Origin of the sequence: Segatella bryantii, assembly GCF_022024215.1 — a bacterium.
GTDB lineage: Bacteria > Bacteroidota > Bacteroidia > Bacteroidales > Bacteroidaceae > Prevotella > Prevotella bryantii.
Genome location: NZ_CP091798.1, coordinates 351,146 through 368,157, shown reverse-complemented (window position 1 = coordinate 368,157; position 17,012 = coordinate 351,146). Strand labels below are relative to the sequence as shown.

Below are 17,012 nucleotides of genomic sequence, written 5' to 3'. Positions count from 1 at the left end.
CAAAAATATAAAAAAAGGTGCCACATGAATAATACTATTTTGATAGAACATGATACTTTTACACCTATCTAATAATCTATATAATAAGTATTATTTTACACTTATTTTTACTTCATTTTAAAATCCTACAAAATTGTAAGTATCAGCTACTATTAACCATTGATAAAATTTTCAATAGAAATTATGAACTTTCAAAAAAATATTATCTCTACAATCCGCTTATTGAAAATCTACAAAAATAAGACAAAAAGTATCTGTTTAAATAAGTTTCATGCAAACACTTAATTTGTCTTATATTGCACTATTCAAGTAACGAAACACAAGAATAACAGATCAGATAATAATTTTAATTTTTTTATATTCTTCCCTGAATTTAGTAGGAGAACAGCCTTTTTTCCGTTTAAAAAGACGATTAAAATTACTTAAGTTATTATATCCACAAGCAAAACTGATTTCAGAAACACTTTCATTCGTATCTATCAACTTACGAGTAGCATATCCCATTCGAATATCAATAATATAATCACTTAGGGTTTTACCTGTATGAAGTTTAAAAAATCTACTAAAAGCACTATCGCTCATATTTGCAATATTCGCTATCGTGCTCAGTTTGATTTCCTCCATATAATGCTCGCTAATATAATTTTTTACTTTTAAGATTCTTCTACTATCATCTTCCACTTTTACTTTTGCATAGCTAGTAGTGGCCAAAGTATAGGCACCCTCGGATAAAGATAATATATTCAATATCTGTAGAAATTCTATCAATGCCGTAAAACGATCCTGAATCTGACTAAGACGATCCAATTTATCATATACCTTCATGATAGCATTAAGAGGGAAAGCAAGTCCTTTTCTTGCTTCATGCATCATATGACGAATACTGGAAAATGGATTTTTGGAAAAGAAATCATCACTATCCTCATTTACCATTCCAAAACAGAATTGTATCGTTATCTCACGCACATTTTCGCATTTACAACCATTTTGCTCCCATACGTGTTCCAGTTCAGGACTCGTAATCAAGACTAAGTCATAATCACCAATCACTTCACTACTGTCGCCCACTATACGACGAACACCAGCTCCATGCTCAACAAAATTTAGTTCATAAGCCTCATGATTATGGATAGGATATGCAAATTCCTTTTTATGGCGATCAGCAATATACAGAGCATCTTTATCCATCAAAGGAGTTATTTCATGTAATACTTCACTCATAAGCGTTCCAATATTTCTATACACATTCTACTGTTATGATACGGACATTTCCAGAAACCAGCATGATCGTCTTTACGATTAATATTACCTTCGGCATCACAAGACCAGTACCATTCGCCTAACGTATAGTCTATAAGATGATCTTTAATGTACTGCCAACCTCGTATAGCTTTATTCAATGCGGATTCTTCATGGAAATACTGAAAAATATTAACCCAACCTACAACATTTTCTGCTTGTACCCACCAGTGGCGATTAGCATCAACATAACCAGTATCAAGATTAGTTTCATGCGTCATCGAGCCATCTTCATTGAGCCCTTTCTCACTAGCCTGAGCGACCTTACGAACAATCGGTTCCACGAAGGCAAGAACCTTTTTATCATCTAAGATCAAAGCTGCTTCATGCATTAACCATGAACACTCAATATCATGACCATAACTCTCTAAATGGCCAGCACCACGTGTCCAATCCATACCAAAAAACAAATCAAGGTGGTAAGTCTGTGGATTAAGTATTTTATCTGTAAAGATAGTAATCAGATTACGTAGTGCTTTTTCTAATCTAATATCTTTCCAGATACGATAAAGATTAGTGTATGATTCGATGATATGAAGATGAGTATTTTGAGACTTTGGATAATTGGCGTCTAACTCAGAAAGGCGCATATCAGCTATTTCTTTCCAGTCACGGGTCTGAGCTTCAATATACCCATTGTTTACCGCATCAAAAGAATGTTCTTCTATACACTCGAACAACTGGATGGCATAATCTAAAGCCTCTTTACTTTGAGCTTCCATACCTGCTACATTTTGTGTAGCACGGGCATACTCAGAAAGCCCATATATCATAAAACCTATCGCATAAAATTGTTTTTTGGTATCAACAGGATTACCCAAATAATCTAACTCCCAATATGTACCACCAAACTCACGATCTATGAAATAGGTTAGGATATAATCTTTTGCACGGGTAGCAGCCTTCAAATATTCAGGAATCCCCAAAACACGATAAGCAGCAGAAAAAGACCATAGTATACGGGCATTTAAAATTCCTCCTTTATTAGCCGTAGTATTTAAAACACCTTCACCTGTCATCTGACCGTAAAAGCCTCCATATTCATAGTCTACCATTTTGTTTAACCAAAAAGGAAGGATATTACTCTGGAGCACATCCTTCACCTCTGATTTCATACGTAATATGACATCTTGTAACATACTTATTTATTAATAGGATACTTATAAGTTAAAAGAAGCATGATCACCACAATAGCAGCAGGGAACAGCGAAAATAAAGACCATATCATAGAGAGAACAGAGTCTGTAATAGAAGTAGGATCTACTATAGAGTTTCCCGTAGAATCAGTAATCATACTAGCACCAGCCAAACCTAAGAACAAAGCTACTAACGAACCCGAGATAGCTGTACCAAATTTTTGTGCCATCGTACCTGATGAAAATATTAACCCTGTAGACGATGTTCCGTTCTTTTCGGTTGCATAATCAGCAACATCAGCATACATAGACCATAACAATGGAGAATAAAGTCCTACACCTATAGAAGTCAATATAACAATACCTACCATTAACCAAATATAAGAAGAATGCATAGGTACAAAGAAAAATGCTACTGAAGTAACAGCACAAATAATAGCTGCCACAGTAAAAGCTTTTTTCTTAGATCCCACCCACTTGGTAAATATAGGAGATATACCACCAAAAACCATACAAGTTAGTTCACCAAAGGTCATAAATACCGTATAATTAATAATGAACCCACTTACCGTAACATCACCTTTCAAACAATATTCAAAAAGATAACCTGCCACAGCATAACGGAAACCATTAAAGAAATTGGTACAAATACCTATCAGTGTAAGATAGATCCATGGTTTGTTTCTAAACAAATCACCAAACTGCTTAAAAGAGAACTTTTCTGCACGTACAGGCTTCAGTCGCTCTTTAGTAAGCAGACCACATGTTAACGTACCAACAGCAGCTATAAAACCAAAGAAAACACCAAGCACTGCATATTGATGTTGGCTTGTTCCCCCAACAAATTTCTGAAGATAAGGAAAAGACAACAGAGTAACAAATCCCATGGCATAAGCACCTACCATACGAAAAGAAGAGAACTGATTTTTTTCATTATCATCATCGGTCATAACTCCTAAAAGAGAACCATAAGGAACATTAACTGCAGTATAAATGGCCATCATCAACAGATAGAAAGAATAAGCCCAAATACGTTTACCTACAGGGCCAAAGTCTGGTGTGTATAATAGAAGGGCAAAAATCAATCCGAAAGGAATTGCTCCAAATATAAGCCAGGGGCGATACGTTCCGAAACGAGACTGCGTGCGATCAGCCAAAGCCCCCATCAACGGGTCGGTAACCACATCAAACATACGAGCAACAAGCATAAGAGCTGCAGCATCTGCAAAAGTCAAACCATACACATTGGTAAAAAACAATGGGAATGCGATTGACATAATTTTCCAAGTAATGCCACCTGCGGCAGCATCGCCCAAAGCATAGCCTATTTTTTCTTTAAGACGAACCATAAAATGTTTTTCTTTTAGGTATTACTGATTAATAATCTTCTTATTCTTGACAACCAAAGCCTTGATATTTCCTACACTAGCAGCTGTAGTGAATCCGTCCTCTGGTGTATTCATGCAATAATCTATTAATTTTTCAACAGTAGATGTTGCAACATGCATACGCGTATCAGAACTAGCATAATAGATAAAAACCTTACCATCTTCGTCAGCAATCCAACCATTAGAGAATGTTACATTCATAACATCACCAATATACTCTTCCCCCTGAGGTACGATAAAATATCCACCAGGCTGAGCGATTACATGTGTAGGATCATCAAGGGCTGTCATATACATATAAAGTACATAACGCAAACCAGAAGCACAACCACGCACACCATGTGCCAAATGTAGCCATCCCTTAGGAGTCTTGATAGGTTGAGGTCCCTCGCCATTTTTCACCTCCATAATGGTATGATAATGGCGCATATTTATAATCTTTTCTTCTTTAATCTCAGCATGAGTAATATCATCAACAAGCGCCCACCCGATACCACCACCAGAGCCAGCATTAATAAAATCATCTTGTGGACGAGTATAGAAAGCATACATTCCATCTACAAACTCTGGATGAAGTACTACATTACGCTGCTGACTTTTTGCTTTCAAATCAGGAAGACGTTCCCAAGTTTTTAAATCCTTCGTACGAGCTATACCTGCAGTAGCGGTAGCTGCGCTCAAATCTTCCGGATGATTATCATCATGACGCTCAGCACAGAAAACACCATAAATCCAACCATCTTCATGAAGCGTTAGGCGCATATCATAAACATTTGTTGCAGGTATTACATCTTCTGGCATTGATATTGGCTCATCCCAAAATCTAAAGTTATCAACTCCGTTAGGACTCTCTGCAATAGCAAAGAAACTTTTTCGATCAGCACCTTCCACACGTACAACCAACAAATACTTTCCATTCCATTTAATGGCTCCACTATTAAGAGTAGCATTCATCATAATACGTTGCATCAGATATGGATTATCTTTCTTACTAAAATCATATCTCCATTCTAATGGAGTATGTTCTGCTGTAAGTATTGGATATCGATAGCGAGTATAAATTCCATTACCCCACCTCTCTGCTATATTTTTCCGAGTAAGTAACTCTTCATGATGCTGACGAAGAACGGCAATTTTTTCTGAAAATTGTTCCATACGCTATTTATTTTATTTTCTTTATATTTTTAACAAACAATGTTTTCTTTTCCTTAGCAAAATGCCTAAAATCAGAAGCTACAGCAAGGCCTGGTGCTGCAATATATAGTTCTTTTGGATTGTCCCACGCATTACGCCAAAACAACACATAACTAATTGGATATTCTTTGGCTACCGGCCAAAACACATGCGTAAACCATGTTGAGTCTGGTAATGTTTGGGCTCCTGTCTCTGTCAATGCGACCAACTTATTTTCCGTTATTGCTATATCTTTTAGTGCTTCCAAATCATGTTTGAGATTTTTAATATACACATCATTATCTTTATTGAAATCATACAGGTCGACACCTATTAAATCGACATATTGAGTTCCAGGATAATATTTCAAATAGTCTGCACCACCAGAATTTGGTGAATACCCCCACAAGAGTTGATCGCAGGCATACCGTTTTAATAGTTGATCATGCGTATATATATAGAGCTGCTTATACTCATCTACTGTAGTGCCCTTAGATCCCCACCAGAACCAAGTACCTTCCATTTCATGCCAAGGACGAAAAAGAATTGGAACTTTTTCACCATCAACTGTTTGAATAGAATTGAGAAAATCAGCAACAATCTTCAACCATTTATTAAATTTTTGATGCTGTGATCCTCCTGGAAGTATTTCTTTAACAGGATTTCCAGATGGGTCCCAAGCATTTTTTTCTGTAACCGGATTAAAAGGATGCCAACTTATCGTTGTAACACCTCCACGTTCATGCTGGGCTAAAATTTCTTCCCGCATTCTATCAAATGGTACGTTGTCGATATTAGCAGTTTCTCCTAATTCGATACCACCTAATTCGAATCCCATAATAGCTGGATAATCGCCACAAACCTCTTTGACATCAGAACGTCCTCTATCCCATTTCCAATTTCGTCCGTATACGGGATCATCCTGGTGGCCTATCATGATACCTTTTTTCTGAATTTTCTTCAGACGATTCAATAATCTATAGGCTGGCGAACATGGTTCACTGGCCATTATACCAAGGCTTAAAGCCAAGCCCAAAATACTTATTGCAATTTTTTTCATCATTCGTTCAACAAATGTTTACATAAATAATTTTGCCACTCATCCCACTGTTCTTGATACCAAAAATGACCGGTCATCTGATACACACTCACTTGTTTCTGGCCTGGATAAATATTATATAATCCATAAGAAGATGTTGGAGGAACAACCTCATCATTATAGCCAAAAGAAAACCAGCCAGGTACATGAATACGACGAGCAAAATTTACTCCATCGTAATAGCGTACACCATTCAGTTTTTGCAAACTTGGAGTTTTATCATATATAAAATAATGTGGCCAACCGCCTGCAACACCATTCAATTCAGACTCATAGTCACACATGGCATCATGTACTGCAGCCAAGAAAGTAACACGCTTATCCAAAGCTGCTACAGCCAAAGACAAGAAGCCTCCTTGACTTGCACCGGTTACACCTAGGGTTTTACCGTTCCATTCATCAAGAGATGCGATATAATCTACACCTCTCACAGCACCTGTTACAACGCGCTTATAATAGTTTTCGTTAGGATTATCAAGATTAGTAAAGCTATAATTACGAAGGGCTCCATATCCTAAGTCATCATATACTTTCTGATCCAAAGTTACGGGTATGCCATGAATACCTATTTCTAGGATTATAGCTTTACCAGGAGCCGTATAAGTATCACCTGTATAAGGACGAACTCCAGCACCCGGAACACGGAGTAAAGCTGGATATTTTCCTGGTTTTACTGGTACACTTAATATACCATATATTTTGCTGCTATAAGAATCATTAGAATAACTCACCTCATACACGTTCATATCTTTGGTACAACGTTCCGCCAACAATCGCTTGGTTGGATTCAGACGAATTAAGCGAGCATCAGCCAATGCTTTTCCCCAAAAAGCATCAAAATCTTTCGGGCAATGTGTGGCAGGTTGAATTTTTTCTGGTGAGAAAGCAGCCGTACATAATCCTTCATAAGTTTTACCATCTACATGAGCAGTAACCTTAAGACGATAAAAACCAGGAGTATTCATGCTTCCAGTCCATTTCATCTTACCTTCCTTGAGCTCCACTTTCTCTTTTGTTACTGTAGGAAACATAACAGGTCCTGCTTCATAACTGATAATAGCTCCAACCAAAGGAGTACCCGATTTTAGGACAGAAACTTCAAAAGAAGCTTTTTCTCCTATCTTATAATTCCAGTCTGCATGATTTGGCTGGACCTGCACCATTATATTTGTTCCACGAATTTGAGCCTGTATGCCCAAAACAGAAAATGCCAAGAAAAAAAATAAAAATATTTGTCTATACATGGTTAGATGACAAGATAATGTTAATAATTATATTATTATTAGGTTTCAGTCACTTGATATGGTAACTATGACTTTGCAAAGATAGCGTTTCTTTTGGCAAAACACTTATACTATTTTGACCATTCCTTATACTTTAACATCATTTGAATAAAAACTGCTTTCACATCGGAAACATACTATTTAAAACACAATTAAATCATTTTGCTTAGACTCATCAAAAATGAAAAAGAGTATAAGTGATACTTTACATTTTCCACATCTATTTTTAGCAAGAAAGTATAAACGAAAGTCAATAAAGTATGCACTATATATCTAAAATATATCTATATTTGCAACATTATATACTTTAAACCTAACATTACAACTCATTAATTACTAACAAATGTTCAAAAAATTATTTCTATTTGCCGTAACAGCATTTTGCTTCTATCAGACACAGGCTAAAGTCAAACTTCCCCACATGATTTGTGACAATATGGTTCTCCAACAACAAACTGAAGCCCGATTGTGGGGATGGAGCAAACCTAACAAAGAAATTAAAGTCAGTGTATCATGGTCTAACGACATTTATACGACCCTAGCTAACAAGAATGGAAAATGGCTACTCAAGGTAAATACACCCGCAGCCAGCTACACTCCACTATCCATTACTTTTGATGACGGTGAACAAACAACTATCAAGAATATTCTCTCGGGAGAAGTTTGGGTTTGCGCTGGCCAAAGTAATATGGAATTTCCTATTAAAGGCTTTTGGAATTGTCCACTAGAAGGATATAACGAAACAGTGTCAGATGCCTCATCGGCCAAAGGAATTCATTATGTGAAAATTCCGAGCACTATGCGTATGGAACCACAGGAGGATGCCGATTGCAAATGGGAATCTATCAATATCAATACCATCAACGAATGTAGTGCTGTTGGATATTTCTTTGCTCGTGTCATGAAACGCACTTTAGATATACCAGTAGGACTTATACTTGCCAACAAAGGTGGTTCACGCGTCGAGAGTTGGTTGGATAAAGAGAATCTAAAAAAATATACCAAAGAGCCTTTAGATTCAACTAACATCATCAAGAAGTATTCTACTTATGATTACCTCAGACCATTAGTTTGGGGTAATGGAACTTTCCATCCCATCTTAAACTACACCATAAAAGGCATTTTATTTTATCAAGGTTGCTCTAATGTAGGTGACCCTGGAAATAAATATTCTGATAACCTTAAATTATTAGTAGAACAATGGCGTCGTGATTTCAAGTTGGGTGAAATACCCTTTTATTTTGTACAAATAGCACCTTATTATCAAGATGCAGAAGGGAAAAATGGTATTTCTGGTGCTCTACTTCGTGAACAACAGATACGTGCAGCCGATATTATTCCCAACAGCGATATTGTTTGCACGAACGACTTGGTATATCCCTTCGAATGGTCACAGATTCATCCTCGCAACAAAAAAACTGTTGGCGAACGACTCGCTTACATCGCTCTCAATCATAATTATGGTATAAAAAATCTATGGTGTGAAAGCATGCGCTATCAAGACATGACGATTTCTAATGACACTTGTTACGTTCGCTTAACTAATAATTATGGAGGAGTATCACGATTTGAAAATATTGAAGGATTTGAGGTTGCCGGTGCTGACAGAGTATTCCATAAAGCGACAGCCCAACATTACTGGAAAGCGGGCAACGATCCTAAAAACGAAACCATCGCAGTTTACTCTTCAGAAGTTAAAAATCCAGTCGCTGTACGCTATTGTTTTCGCAATTTTCAACTAGGTAATCTGAAAAACTGTGCGATGCTTCCACTCCTACCTTTCCGAACTGACAACTGGTAAAAACCAATAACACCTTAATTACAAATATATGAAAAAAATACTATTCAGCGCTTTATCCTTATGTTTTACAGGAATGCCTGCAATGGCTGAAAATATCACGATTCAGTCTAAAAACATATCACTCATTCTTGATATCGAAAAAGGGCAGCAACCTAAATATGTCTATTTCGGTCAAAAAATAAATCTTGGCGAACTTCAGTCACCTCAAGGTGGAAGAATGGAAGCCTATCCTGCCTACGGTTTAAATACTCCATCTGAATCGGCATTAGCCATACGACATGCAGATGGTAATATGTCTACAGAACTACAAATTACAGGTTATGACACCCAACAAAAAGGAAATACGACTATTACCACCATTCACATGAAAGACCCTATCTATGCACTTCAAGTAGATTTGAAATATCGTGCATATACAGATGTCGATATGATGGAAGTGTGGAGTGAGATTACTCATCAAGAAAAAGGTACCATTACTCTTACTCAATTTGCTTCAGGGATGTTACCTATTCGCCGAGGAAACGTATGGATATCACATCTTTACGGATCTTGGGCTAACGAAGCACAAGTAGTCGAAGAGCCCATACAACCTGGAGAACTTGTTATTCGCAATAAAGATGGTGTAAGAAACAGCCATACAGATCATGCCGAAGTTATGCTATCGCTTGATGGAAAAGCGCAAGAAAACACGGGCGACATTATTGGAGCAGCACTCTGCTACAGTGGCAACTATAAACTTAAAATGGTTACCGATGATACCGAATATCATTATCTTTTTGCTGGTATCAATGAAGATAACTCTGAATATCAACTGAAAAAAGGTGAGAAATTCATTACTCCTACATTAGCGTTTACCTTTTCAGATAAGGGACTGAGTGGAGCAAGTAGAAATTTTCACAAATGGGGACGTGATTATATGCTTAGTCATGGTAACCAAGAACGCATGATTCTACTCAATAGCTGGGAAGGAGTATACTTTGATATTAACCAAAAAGGTATGGATCAGATGATGGGTGACATCGCAGATATGGGAGGAGAACTATTTGTCATGGACGATGGATGGTTTGGAGGAAAATATCCTCGACTTACTGACAACTGTGCTTTAGGAGATTGGGTGGTAGACAAGAAAAAATTACCAGAAGGGATAGAAGGCTTACTCCGCGATGCCAAAAAGCATGGTATAAAATTTGGTATTTGGCTTGAACCGGAAATGACGAATACAGCCAGTGAACTTTACGAGAAACATCCAGACTGGGTGGTTAAAGCTCCGAAACGCAATGCCGTAAAAGGTCGTGGAGGTACCCAATTAGTTCTAGATATGGGCAACCCGAAAGTTCAACAATTTGTTTTCAATACCATCGACAATCTTCTGACGAAGTATCCTGATATAGCCTATATTAAATGGGATGCTAATATGTCTATACTTAATCACGGCAGTCAATATCTAGGCATGAACGAACAGAGTCATCTTTATATTAATTATCATCAAGGATTCAACAACGTCATGGAACGTATCCGCGCCAAATATCCTGATGTTATTATTCAAGCCTGTGCCAGCGGTGGTGGTAGAGCCAACTGGGGGGTACTACCTTATTTTGATGAATTTTGGGTTAGTGATAATACAGATGCATTACAACGTATCTATATGCAATGGGGAACGAGCTATTTCTTCCCAGCGATTGCTATGGCAAGCCACATATCAGCTGTACCAAACCACACCGTTTTCCGCACAACTGCTCTCAAATACCGTATTGATGTTGCCATGAGCGGACGTCTGGGCATGGAAATTCAACCTAAAAATATGACTGATGAAGAAAAGTCTCTCTGTAAAAAAGCAATTGCAGAATACAAAACTATTCGACCTGTCGTACAGTTTGGTAACATCTATCGTCTTCAGAGTCCATTTGATCACAAGGGCGTAGCATCACTTATGTATGTCAGTGATGCTAAGGATAAGGCTGTATTCTATTGGTGGAAAACAGAAACCTTTCAAAACCAACACTTGCCTCGCATCAAAATGGCAGGCTTAGATGCCAACAAAATGTATACTGTACACGAACTGAATCGCATAGATAATAAGGAATTAGACTGTGAAGGCAAAAGCTATAGCGGTGCATACTTGATGAATCATGGACTCGACATGCCATTAACCCATCATGTAGATTGGGATAAAAAAGACAGTTGGTCAAGTAGAGTTTTATACTTAACAGCTCAATAAACAGATTTCATTGCTAAAATGAAAAGAGGATATGCTTCAATAACATATCCTCTTTTCGTTTTTATATGATCCTATACAAAGATTATTTATTTCTTCTCAATAAGTTAAGCGTATGCTGTGGCTTCATGGCCTCACTGACCTTCTCTGTATATTCCACCAAACGAAGTTTAGCTGTACCAACCATATGAGCAGCATTATCACCTACCATAAATACATACTCACCAGCATCACCTTTCCACTGACTGTTAGCCTCATCAAAGCTCGTTAAGTCACGACGGTCTATTGTCATTGTTAAAATCTGGCTCTGACCTGGAGCTAATTCCTGAGTTTTAGCAAAAGATTTCAATTCCTTGACAGGTTTTTCATAATTACCTTTTGGAGCTTGAACATAGATCTGTGCCACCTGCTTGCCACTTGTTTTACCCGTATTCTTGACTGTAACCTTCACCTGTACCTTATCTTTTATTTGTTTAACAGCAAAGTTACTCATACTGAAAGTTGTATAACTCAAACCATAACCGAAAGGATAAGCTACCGGCTTATCAAAAGCATCGAAATAACGATATCCTACATAAATATCTTCATCATGATTAGTATAGTTTACACCTGCAAGATTATTAGCATAAAGTTTTTCTGTAAGATTATAATAATCAGGCTGCTGAGGGAAATTAGCTGTAGAAGGATGATCTACCGCAGCTATAGGCCATGTCATCGTAAGTCTTCCCGAAGGATTTGCTTTACCTGTTAATACATCTACTACAGAGTTACCACCTTCTTCACCAGGTTGCCATGCTACAAGAATAGCATCTACTAAATCACGCCAACTTGCAGTTTCCATAACACTACCAGAATTAATTACAACAATAACCGGTTTACCTTGATTATGGAAAACAGCACTGACGTTTGATATCATATCCTTTTCTTGAGCAGAAAGATTAAATTCACCTTCTATCTTACGATCAAGACCTTCACCAGCCTGTCTACCGATTGTAATAATAGCAGCCTGAGCCTCCGACACTTCATGTTCAACACAACGACGAGAAATTTCAATTTCATCTAGTTTAGGCTGTCCCTGATCCAAGAACCACATTTCAGGATTCTTATCTGCTTTCAACTTTGACTTGGCATAAGCTACGTACTTTTCATAAATGTCAGTCAACTGTGCTGTTGTACTGATACCAGCATTTTTCAATCCTTGAACCATATCTACCACATAAGGAACATTAACACAGCCAGAACCGAGACCACCACTCATAAAGTCATAGCTATTTACACCAAAGAGGGCGACCTTACTCATCTGCTTCATCGGCAAAATATGCTGACCATTCAGTTTACCATTCTTCAGTAAGACCATACCTTCAGTAGAAGACTGTCTAGTTATAGCAGCATGTGCTTTTAAATTTGGTGTATTCGAGAATTTATAACCCTTAAAACGAGGCGTTTTCACGATATATTCCAACATATTACGCACATTACGGTCTACATCTTTTATATCTATTTTTCCACTTTTCACTCCCTCAATGATATGATTTACTTGAGTAGGGAAACCAGGCATCAACAAATCATTACCAGCTTTGACAACATCACTTATAGGTAAATCAGCACGTTCACCTATCCAATCGGTCATAACGATACCCTTAAATCCCCAGTCTTGTCGAAGCACTTTAGTCAACAAATCATAATTGCCCTGAGAATATACTCCATTAATACGATTATAAGAAGACATGAGAGTCCACGGAGCACTCTTACGAACCATTATCTCAAAACCCTTGAGATAAAGTTCTCGCAAAGCACGCTGACTGACACGTTCATCTACACGTGTACGATCAGACTCTTGCGAGTTTACAGCAAAATGCTTAGCAGATACACCTACCCCCTGACTTTGGATTCCTTTTACCATAGCAGCACCTATCAATCCCGTAACAATAGGATCTTCACTATAATATTCGAAATTACGGCCACAAAGCGGGTTACGATGCAGATTCATACCTGGACCTAAAATGGCATCACATCCATATTCCAAAGTTTCATTACCAATAGCCTTACCTACTTTTTCTACCAAATCTAAATTCCAGGTTGAAGCCAAACAAGTACCTATAGGGAAACCTGTAGCAAAGAAAGTTTGATTTGTACCCTTACGATATGCATCAATATGAACTCCAGCAGGACCATCGGCAACAACCGTCTGTGGTATACCCAAACGTGGGATTCCTGCAGTAACACCCGCAGCACCCGCCACCAACTTCGTTTGATGCCCCATAGCAGCTCCACTTCCTGGGAATCCAGCATTACCACAACCTGTTAAGAGTTGGGCTTTCTCTTCCAACGTCATAGCAGCAATAATCTCGTCAATATTGTCAGCTCGTAACTGAGGAGCCTGTGCCATTGATGCTCCAGACAAACAAATTCCTAACGCAAAAACACCAATTTTTTTATTCATTCTGTTGATAAATAGTTAGATTATAGATTATTCTATTCGTGATTATCGAATAGAAGATAAGATTTTACAATACTTTTTGACTATAGCCAATGTAGACTTATCTGTTACAAAAACGGAATTTAGCCCTTGCGCTTCTTGTGCAGGATCACCCGTATAGTCATCACCTACCTGCCACTGTTCATGTTTCGGTTTGGCTTCACCACCCCATCCCCAGAAGTTACATCCGGCAAAGAGCCCGCCTTTCGTAGCATTTTCAGCAACCAGCCCAAATACATACTGATAATAGCTGTCACGAGCATGGGTAGATGCCTCAAGATCAAATTTGAATCCGTCACGTGGGTATCCATATTCTTCCATAACAAGAGGTTTTTGCAATCGCTTACAGATAATCAAATGATGATCTATATACTCTTTCGTATTTTTTTTGGCCCGAGGCAAATTTTCTATCAAGGAGTCAGCCTTAGCCCAACTCCAATTATAAGGCCATAAATGAACATTACAGTAATCGATATTTTTATCAGCACAAATCTGCTCATATACTTTTTCATCATTCTCGCATCCCCAAGAACCTTCACTACCGATAGAAATCAGATGATTAGGGTCTAGCTTGCGAATCAGTGCAGAAGCTTCAGATAACCATTGTGCAAATGCAGGAAGAACTTTCTTGCTGAAAGCACGAGGTTCATTACCTATCTGCCATGACATAATGGTCGGATCATCGATATAACGTTTACCTGTATAACGATTTGTACGGCTCAAAATAAATTTCACATAATCATAAAAGAGTTGATGTGCTTTTTTATTGGTAGCAAACTTGGATACAAAATTCATGAAAGCAGGATATCCATCTTCATTTGGCCGCGGAGCTTTGCCTTCGCCAGCATGTTCTAGATAAAAGCCATATCCACCACTCCACTCCCATGAATTATTAAGATAGAGAACAGCTACCATGTTACGCTTTCCCATTTCTGCCAGCAAATAATCCAAACCTGCCATAATTGTATCATTATATACTCCCGGAGCAACTTGTAAAGTAGGTTCAACTTTGGTTTTTACACCTCGTAAGCCATCAGATCCGACCAAAATACGAAGATTATTGATTCCCAAACGCTGCATATGATTAAGCTCCCTTTTCAAACGAGCGCGATTACCTCCCTGGCCTTCCGAACCAAGTATTGCACCATACCAGAAATTGGTTCCGACATAATAATACGGTTGATTTCCTCGCCAAAATTTACCATCATGGCAAGAAATGATCTGGGCTTGTAAAGTAATTCCGTAAAGAAAAAGAATTATTAAGGTAATAATTGTTCTAAATAATGTTTTCATATTGCAAATATAAAACAAAATAATGAAAGATGATGATATTATTTTTGCTAAAATTTGCCTTTATTTTATATTTGCCTTTGAAAATCAAGCACCAAAAAAGGCATGTCCCCATAAGGGACACACCTTTTCTATGAATATTATAATTTTCTAATTACTTCTGAGCATCATTTGGAGCTTTGTCTATCAAATCCATAAACTGATCTAACTTAGGAGTAATGATAATCTGAGTACGACGGTTACGCTGCTTACCAAGTTCTGTATCATTTGTAGCGATAGGATTATACTCACCACGACCACCTGCAGTCAAACGCTTAGGATTGATACCATAGTGATCCTGAAGATACTGTACTACAGAAGAAGCACGGAGTGCGGAAAGGTCCCAGTTATTGCGGATGTTCTTCATAGAAACCGCCTTAGTATTTACAGGAACATTATCTGTATTACCCTCGATAAGAACATCATAATCCTTATAGTCCTTAATAATCTTAGCAATCTTGCTCAAAGTCTGTTCTGCACGATCATTAACCTCGTAAGAACCACTCTTATACAACATATTATCAGCTAAAGAGATGTAAACTACACCTTTCAGAACCTGAACATCTACTTCCTTCATTTCATCCTTACTCAAAGAGCGAGTAAGATTGTTGGTCAATACCATATTCAAAGAGTCGCTCTTGCTCTTCACCTCTACAAGATGACGAATATACTGGTTACTCTCATTGATCTGGTCTACCAACTTAGAAATGTTGATATTATTAGAATTGGCATTTGTCAAACTCTTATCCAATGAAGACTGCAATGAAGCATAGTCTTTCTTAGACTGAGCCAACTGATCTTCAAGAGATGTAACACGAGCGTTTGCAGCTGCCAATTGCTCCTTAGCATTCTGATAGTTGCCTGTCAGCTCTCTATTTTCGTTCTGGCAGTTTTCCAACTCTTTTTTGCTAGCACAGCTAGAAACTACTAAAGCGCCAGCCATTAATGTCATCACTAATAATTTACTTTTTTTCATATAGTATTGGAATTTTATTTTTGTTTATTTATGTGCAAAGTTATCAATAAGACGTACTTTACCAAGAAAAGTATAATTCCTTTAAAATATTTTAACCCCATAACCGTCAAAATGACACGATTTTAACAATTTAACTATAAAAAACACAGACTATTACGAAACGATTTGCCAACAAACTGATTATATTTTTCATATTCGCCAGTACGACTCACTCATTTTTTAATTAATAAAAAAAACAGTCATGTTAATAAATAACTATAAATCAACAATTTACGAAATCAAGAAAAATGTGCGATTTTTAAGATGTTTGATATATTTCCAACTATATCCCCCCATACAAACATAATCCTCCACCCATTTCTCACGAAATAGATGGAGGTCTGAGATAACTTATAAAATTGGTTTTATATTTGGATGAAATTAATTATTTCTTCTTATTTCCAGGACCACGTTGTGGTTCAAGTTTTTCATAAGCACTATACTGGCTATCATTTAGGATAGATTTCAACTCATTCAAATACTTTTTATGCTGAGCCATTCTTTTATCCATATCTTCTTTAGATGGACGTTCACCTTTTTCACCAGGTTTACCTGGAGCTTTAAAGAGATCTGCATATTTACTTCTCAACTTAGAGAATTTCGCAGCTGTTTTCTTATCCAGATTTAATTTATCAACAATCTGTTCAGTAGTATAATGCTTAGGGCGCTGATGACCTGGCTCTTGTGCCAATGCAACAGTCATAGACAATGCTGCAACTAATGTTAACATAACTTTCTTCATAACTCTTCTAATTCAATTTAAAATCCAATTGCAAATGTATAGTAATTGATTGT

12 protein-coding genes are annotated in these 17,012 nt (G+C 37.4%); 2 read left to right on the top strand and 10 right to left on the bottom strand.

The genetic code is table 11. The features are described from left to right. Nucleotides 1-333: 333 nt before the first annotated feature. The 6 genes from L6471_RS05570 to L6471_RS05545 are packed head-to-tail and all read right to left on the bottom strand — an operon-like array spanning nucleotide 334 to nucleotide 7,339. A complete protein-coding gene (locus L6471_RS05570; RefSeq protein ID WP_027453059.1) occupies nucleotides 334-1,221 on the bottom strand; it encodes an AraC family transcriptional regulator in 888 nt (295 codons plus the stop codon). Then, a complete protein-coding gene (locus L6471_RS05565) occupies nucleotides 1,218-2,438 on the bottom strand; it encodes an AGE family epimerase/isomerase (protein WP_237797542.1) in 1,221 nt (406 codons plus the stop codon). Before L6471_RS05565 ends, L6471_RS05570 begins: the two co-directional genes overlap by 4 nt. A 2-nt stretch (nucleotides 2,439-2,440) precedes the next feature. Next, complete coding sequence (locus L6471_RS05560; RefSeq protein ID WP_094448362.1) at nucleotides 2,441-3,784, bottom strand: MFS transporter; 1,344 nt, start codon at nucleotides 3,782-3,784, stop codon at nucleotides 2,441-2,443. A 21-nt stretch (nucleotides 3,785-3,805) separates the two neighbouring features. Further along, nucleotides 3,806-4,978 carry a glycoside hydrolase family 130 protein gene (locus L6471_RS05555; RefSeq protein ID WP_006282903.1) on the bottom strand — a complete coding sequence of 391 codons (1,173 nt, stop codon included), beginning with the start codon at nucleotides 4,976-4,978 and terminating at the stop codon, nucleotides 3,806-3,808. A 7-nt stretch (nucleotides 4,979-4,985) separates the two neighbouring features. Then, nucleotides 4,986-6,059, bottom strand: coding sequence for a glycoside hydrolase family 26 protein (locus L6471_RS05550; protein ID WP_094448361.1), 1,074 nt, complete (start codon nucleotides 6,057-6,059; stop codon nucleotides 4,986-4,988). Next, a complete protein-coding gene (locus tag L6471_RS05545; RefSeq protein ID WP_094448360.1) occupies nucleotides 6,056-7,339 on the bottom strand; it encodes an acetylxylan esterase in 1,284 nt (427 codons plus the stop codon). The genes L6471_RS05550 and L6471_RS05545 overlap by 4 nt, the downstream gene beginning before the upstream one ends. Before the next feature lie 382 nt (nucleotides 7,340-7,721). On the opposite strand from L6471_RS05545, the gene L6471_RS05540 reads away from it, so the two are divergent. Beyond that, on the top strand, nucleotides 7,722-9,179 hold the full coding sequence (locus tag L6471_RS05540; RefSeq protein ID WP_006282900.1) for a sialate O-acetylesterase: 1,458 nt from the start codon (nucleotides 7,722-7,724) through the stop codon (nucleotides 9,177-9,179). 28 nt (nucleotides 9,180-9,207) lie between these two features. Continuing rightward, entirely contained in the window at nucleotides 9,208-11,397 is a 2,190-nt protein-coding gene (locus L6471_RS05535) for an alpha-galactosidase (protein WP_237797540.1), read from the top strand. A gap of 82 nt (nucleotides 11,398-11,479) precedes the next feature. Here the strand turns inward: L6471_RS05535 and L6471_RS05530 are convergent, their stop codons facing one another. From L6471_RS05530 to L6471_RS05515, 4 genes are all read right to left on the bottom strand, one after another. After that, entirely contained in the window at nucleotides 11,480-13,837 is a 2,358-nt protein-coding gene (locus L6471_RS05530; RefSeq protein WP_006282898.1) for a glycoside hydrolase family 3 C-terminal domain-containing protein, read from the bottom strand. A 42-nt stretch (nucleotides 13,838-13,879) separates the two neighbouring features. Further along, nucleotides 13,880-15,166, bottom strand: coding sequence for a glycoside hydrolase 5 family protein (locus L6471_RS05525; protein WP_006282897.1), 1,287 nt, complete (start codon nucleotides 15,164-15,166; stop codon nucleotides 13,880-13,882). Between the two features lie 151 nt (nucleotides 15,167-15,317). Next, nucleotides 15,318-16,178, bottom strand: coding sequence for an OmpA/MotB family protein (locus L6471_RS05520; protein WP_006282896.1), 861 nt, complete (start codon nucleotides 16,176-16,178; stop codon nucleotides 15,318-15,320). A 424-nt stretch (nucleotides 16,179-16,602) separates the two neighbouring features. Continuing rightward, on the bottom strand, nucleotides 16,603-16,959 hold the full coding sequence (locus tag L6471_RS05515; protein ID WP_027453065.1) for a hypothetical protein: 357 nt from the start codon (nucleotides 16,957-16,959) through the stop codon (nucleotides 16,603-16,605). Nucleotides 16,960-17,012: the final 53 nt, after the last annotated feature.

Coding starts and splice junctions, on each gene's coding strand:
- L6471_RS05530 (WP_006282898.1), bottom strand. CDS start 13,837: ATGAATAAAAAAATTGGTGTTTTTGCGTTAGGAATTTGTTTGTCTGGA.
- L6471_RS05545 (WP_094448360.1), bottom strand. CDS start 7,339: ATGTATAGACAAATATTTTTATTTTTTTTCTTGGCATTTTCTGTTTTG.
- L6471_RS05520 (WP_006282896.1), bottom strand. CDS start 16,178: ATGAAAAAAAGTAAATTATTAGTGATGACATTAATGGCTGGCGCTTTA.
- L6471_RS05525 (WP_006282897.1), bottom strand. CDS start 15,166: ATGAAAACATTATTTAGAACAATTATTACCTTAATAATTCTTTTTCTT.
- L6471_RS05550 (WP_094448361.1), bottom strand. CDS start 6,059: ATGATGAAAAAAATTGCAATAAGTATTTTGGGCTTGGCTTTAAGCCTT.
- L6471_RS05555 (WP_006282903.1), bottom strand. CDS start 4,978: ATGGAACAATTTTCAGAAAAAATTGCCGTTCTTCGTCAGCATCATGAA.
- L6471_RS05570 (WP_027453059.1), bottom strand. CDS start 1,221: ATGAGTGAAGTATTACATGAAATAACTCCTTTGATGGATAAAGATGCT.
- L6471_RS05540 (WP_006282900.1), top strand. CDS start 7,722: ATGTTCAAAAAATTATTTCTATTTGCCGTAACAGCATTTTGCTTCTAT.
- L6471_RS05515 (WP_027453065.1), bottom strand. CDS start 16,959: ATGAAGAAAGTTATGTTAACATTAGTTGCAGCATTGTCTATGACTGTT.
- L6471_RS05535 (WP_237797540.1), top strand. CDS start 9,208: ATGAAAAAAATACTATTCAGCGCTTTATCCTTATGTTTTACAGGAATG.
- L6471_RS05560 (WP_094448362.1), bottom strand. CDS start 3,784: ATGGTTCGTCTTAAAGAAAAAATAGGCTATGCTTTGGGCGATGCTGCC.
- L6471_RS05565 (WP_237797542.1), bottom strand. CDS start 2,438: ATGTTACAAGATGTCATATTACGTATGAAATCAGAGGTGAAGGATGTG.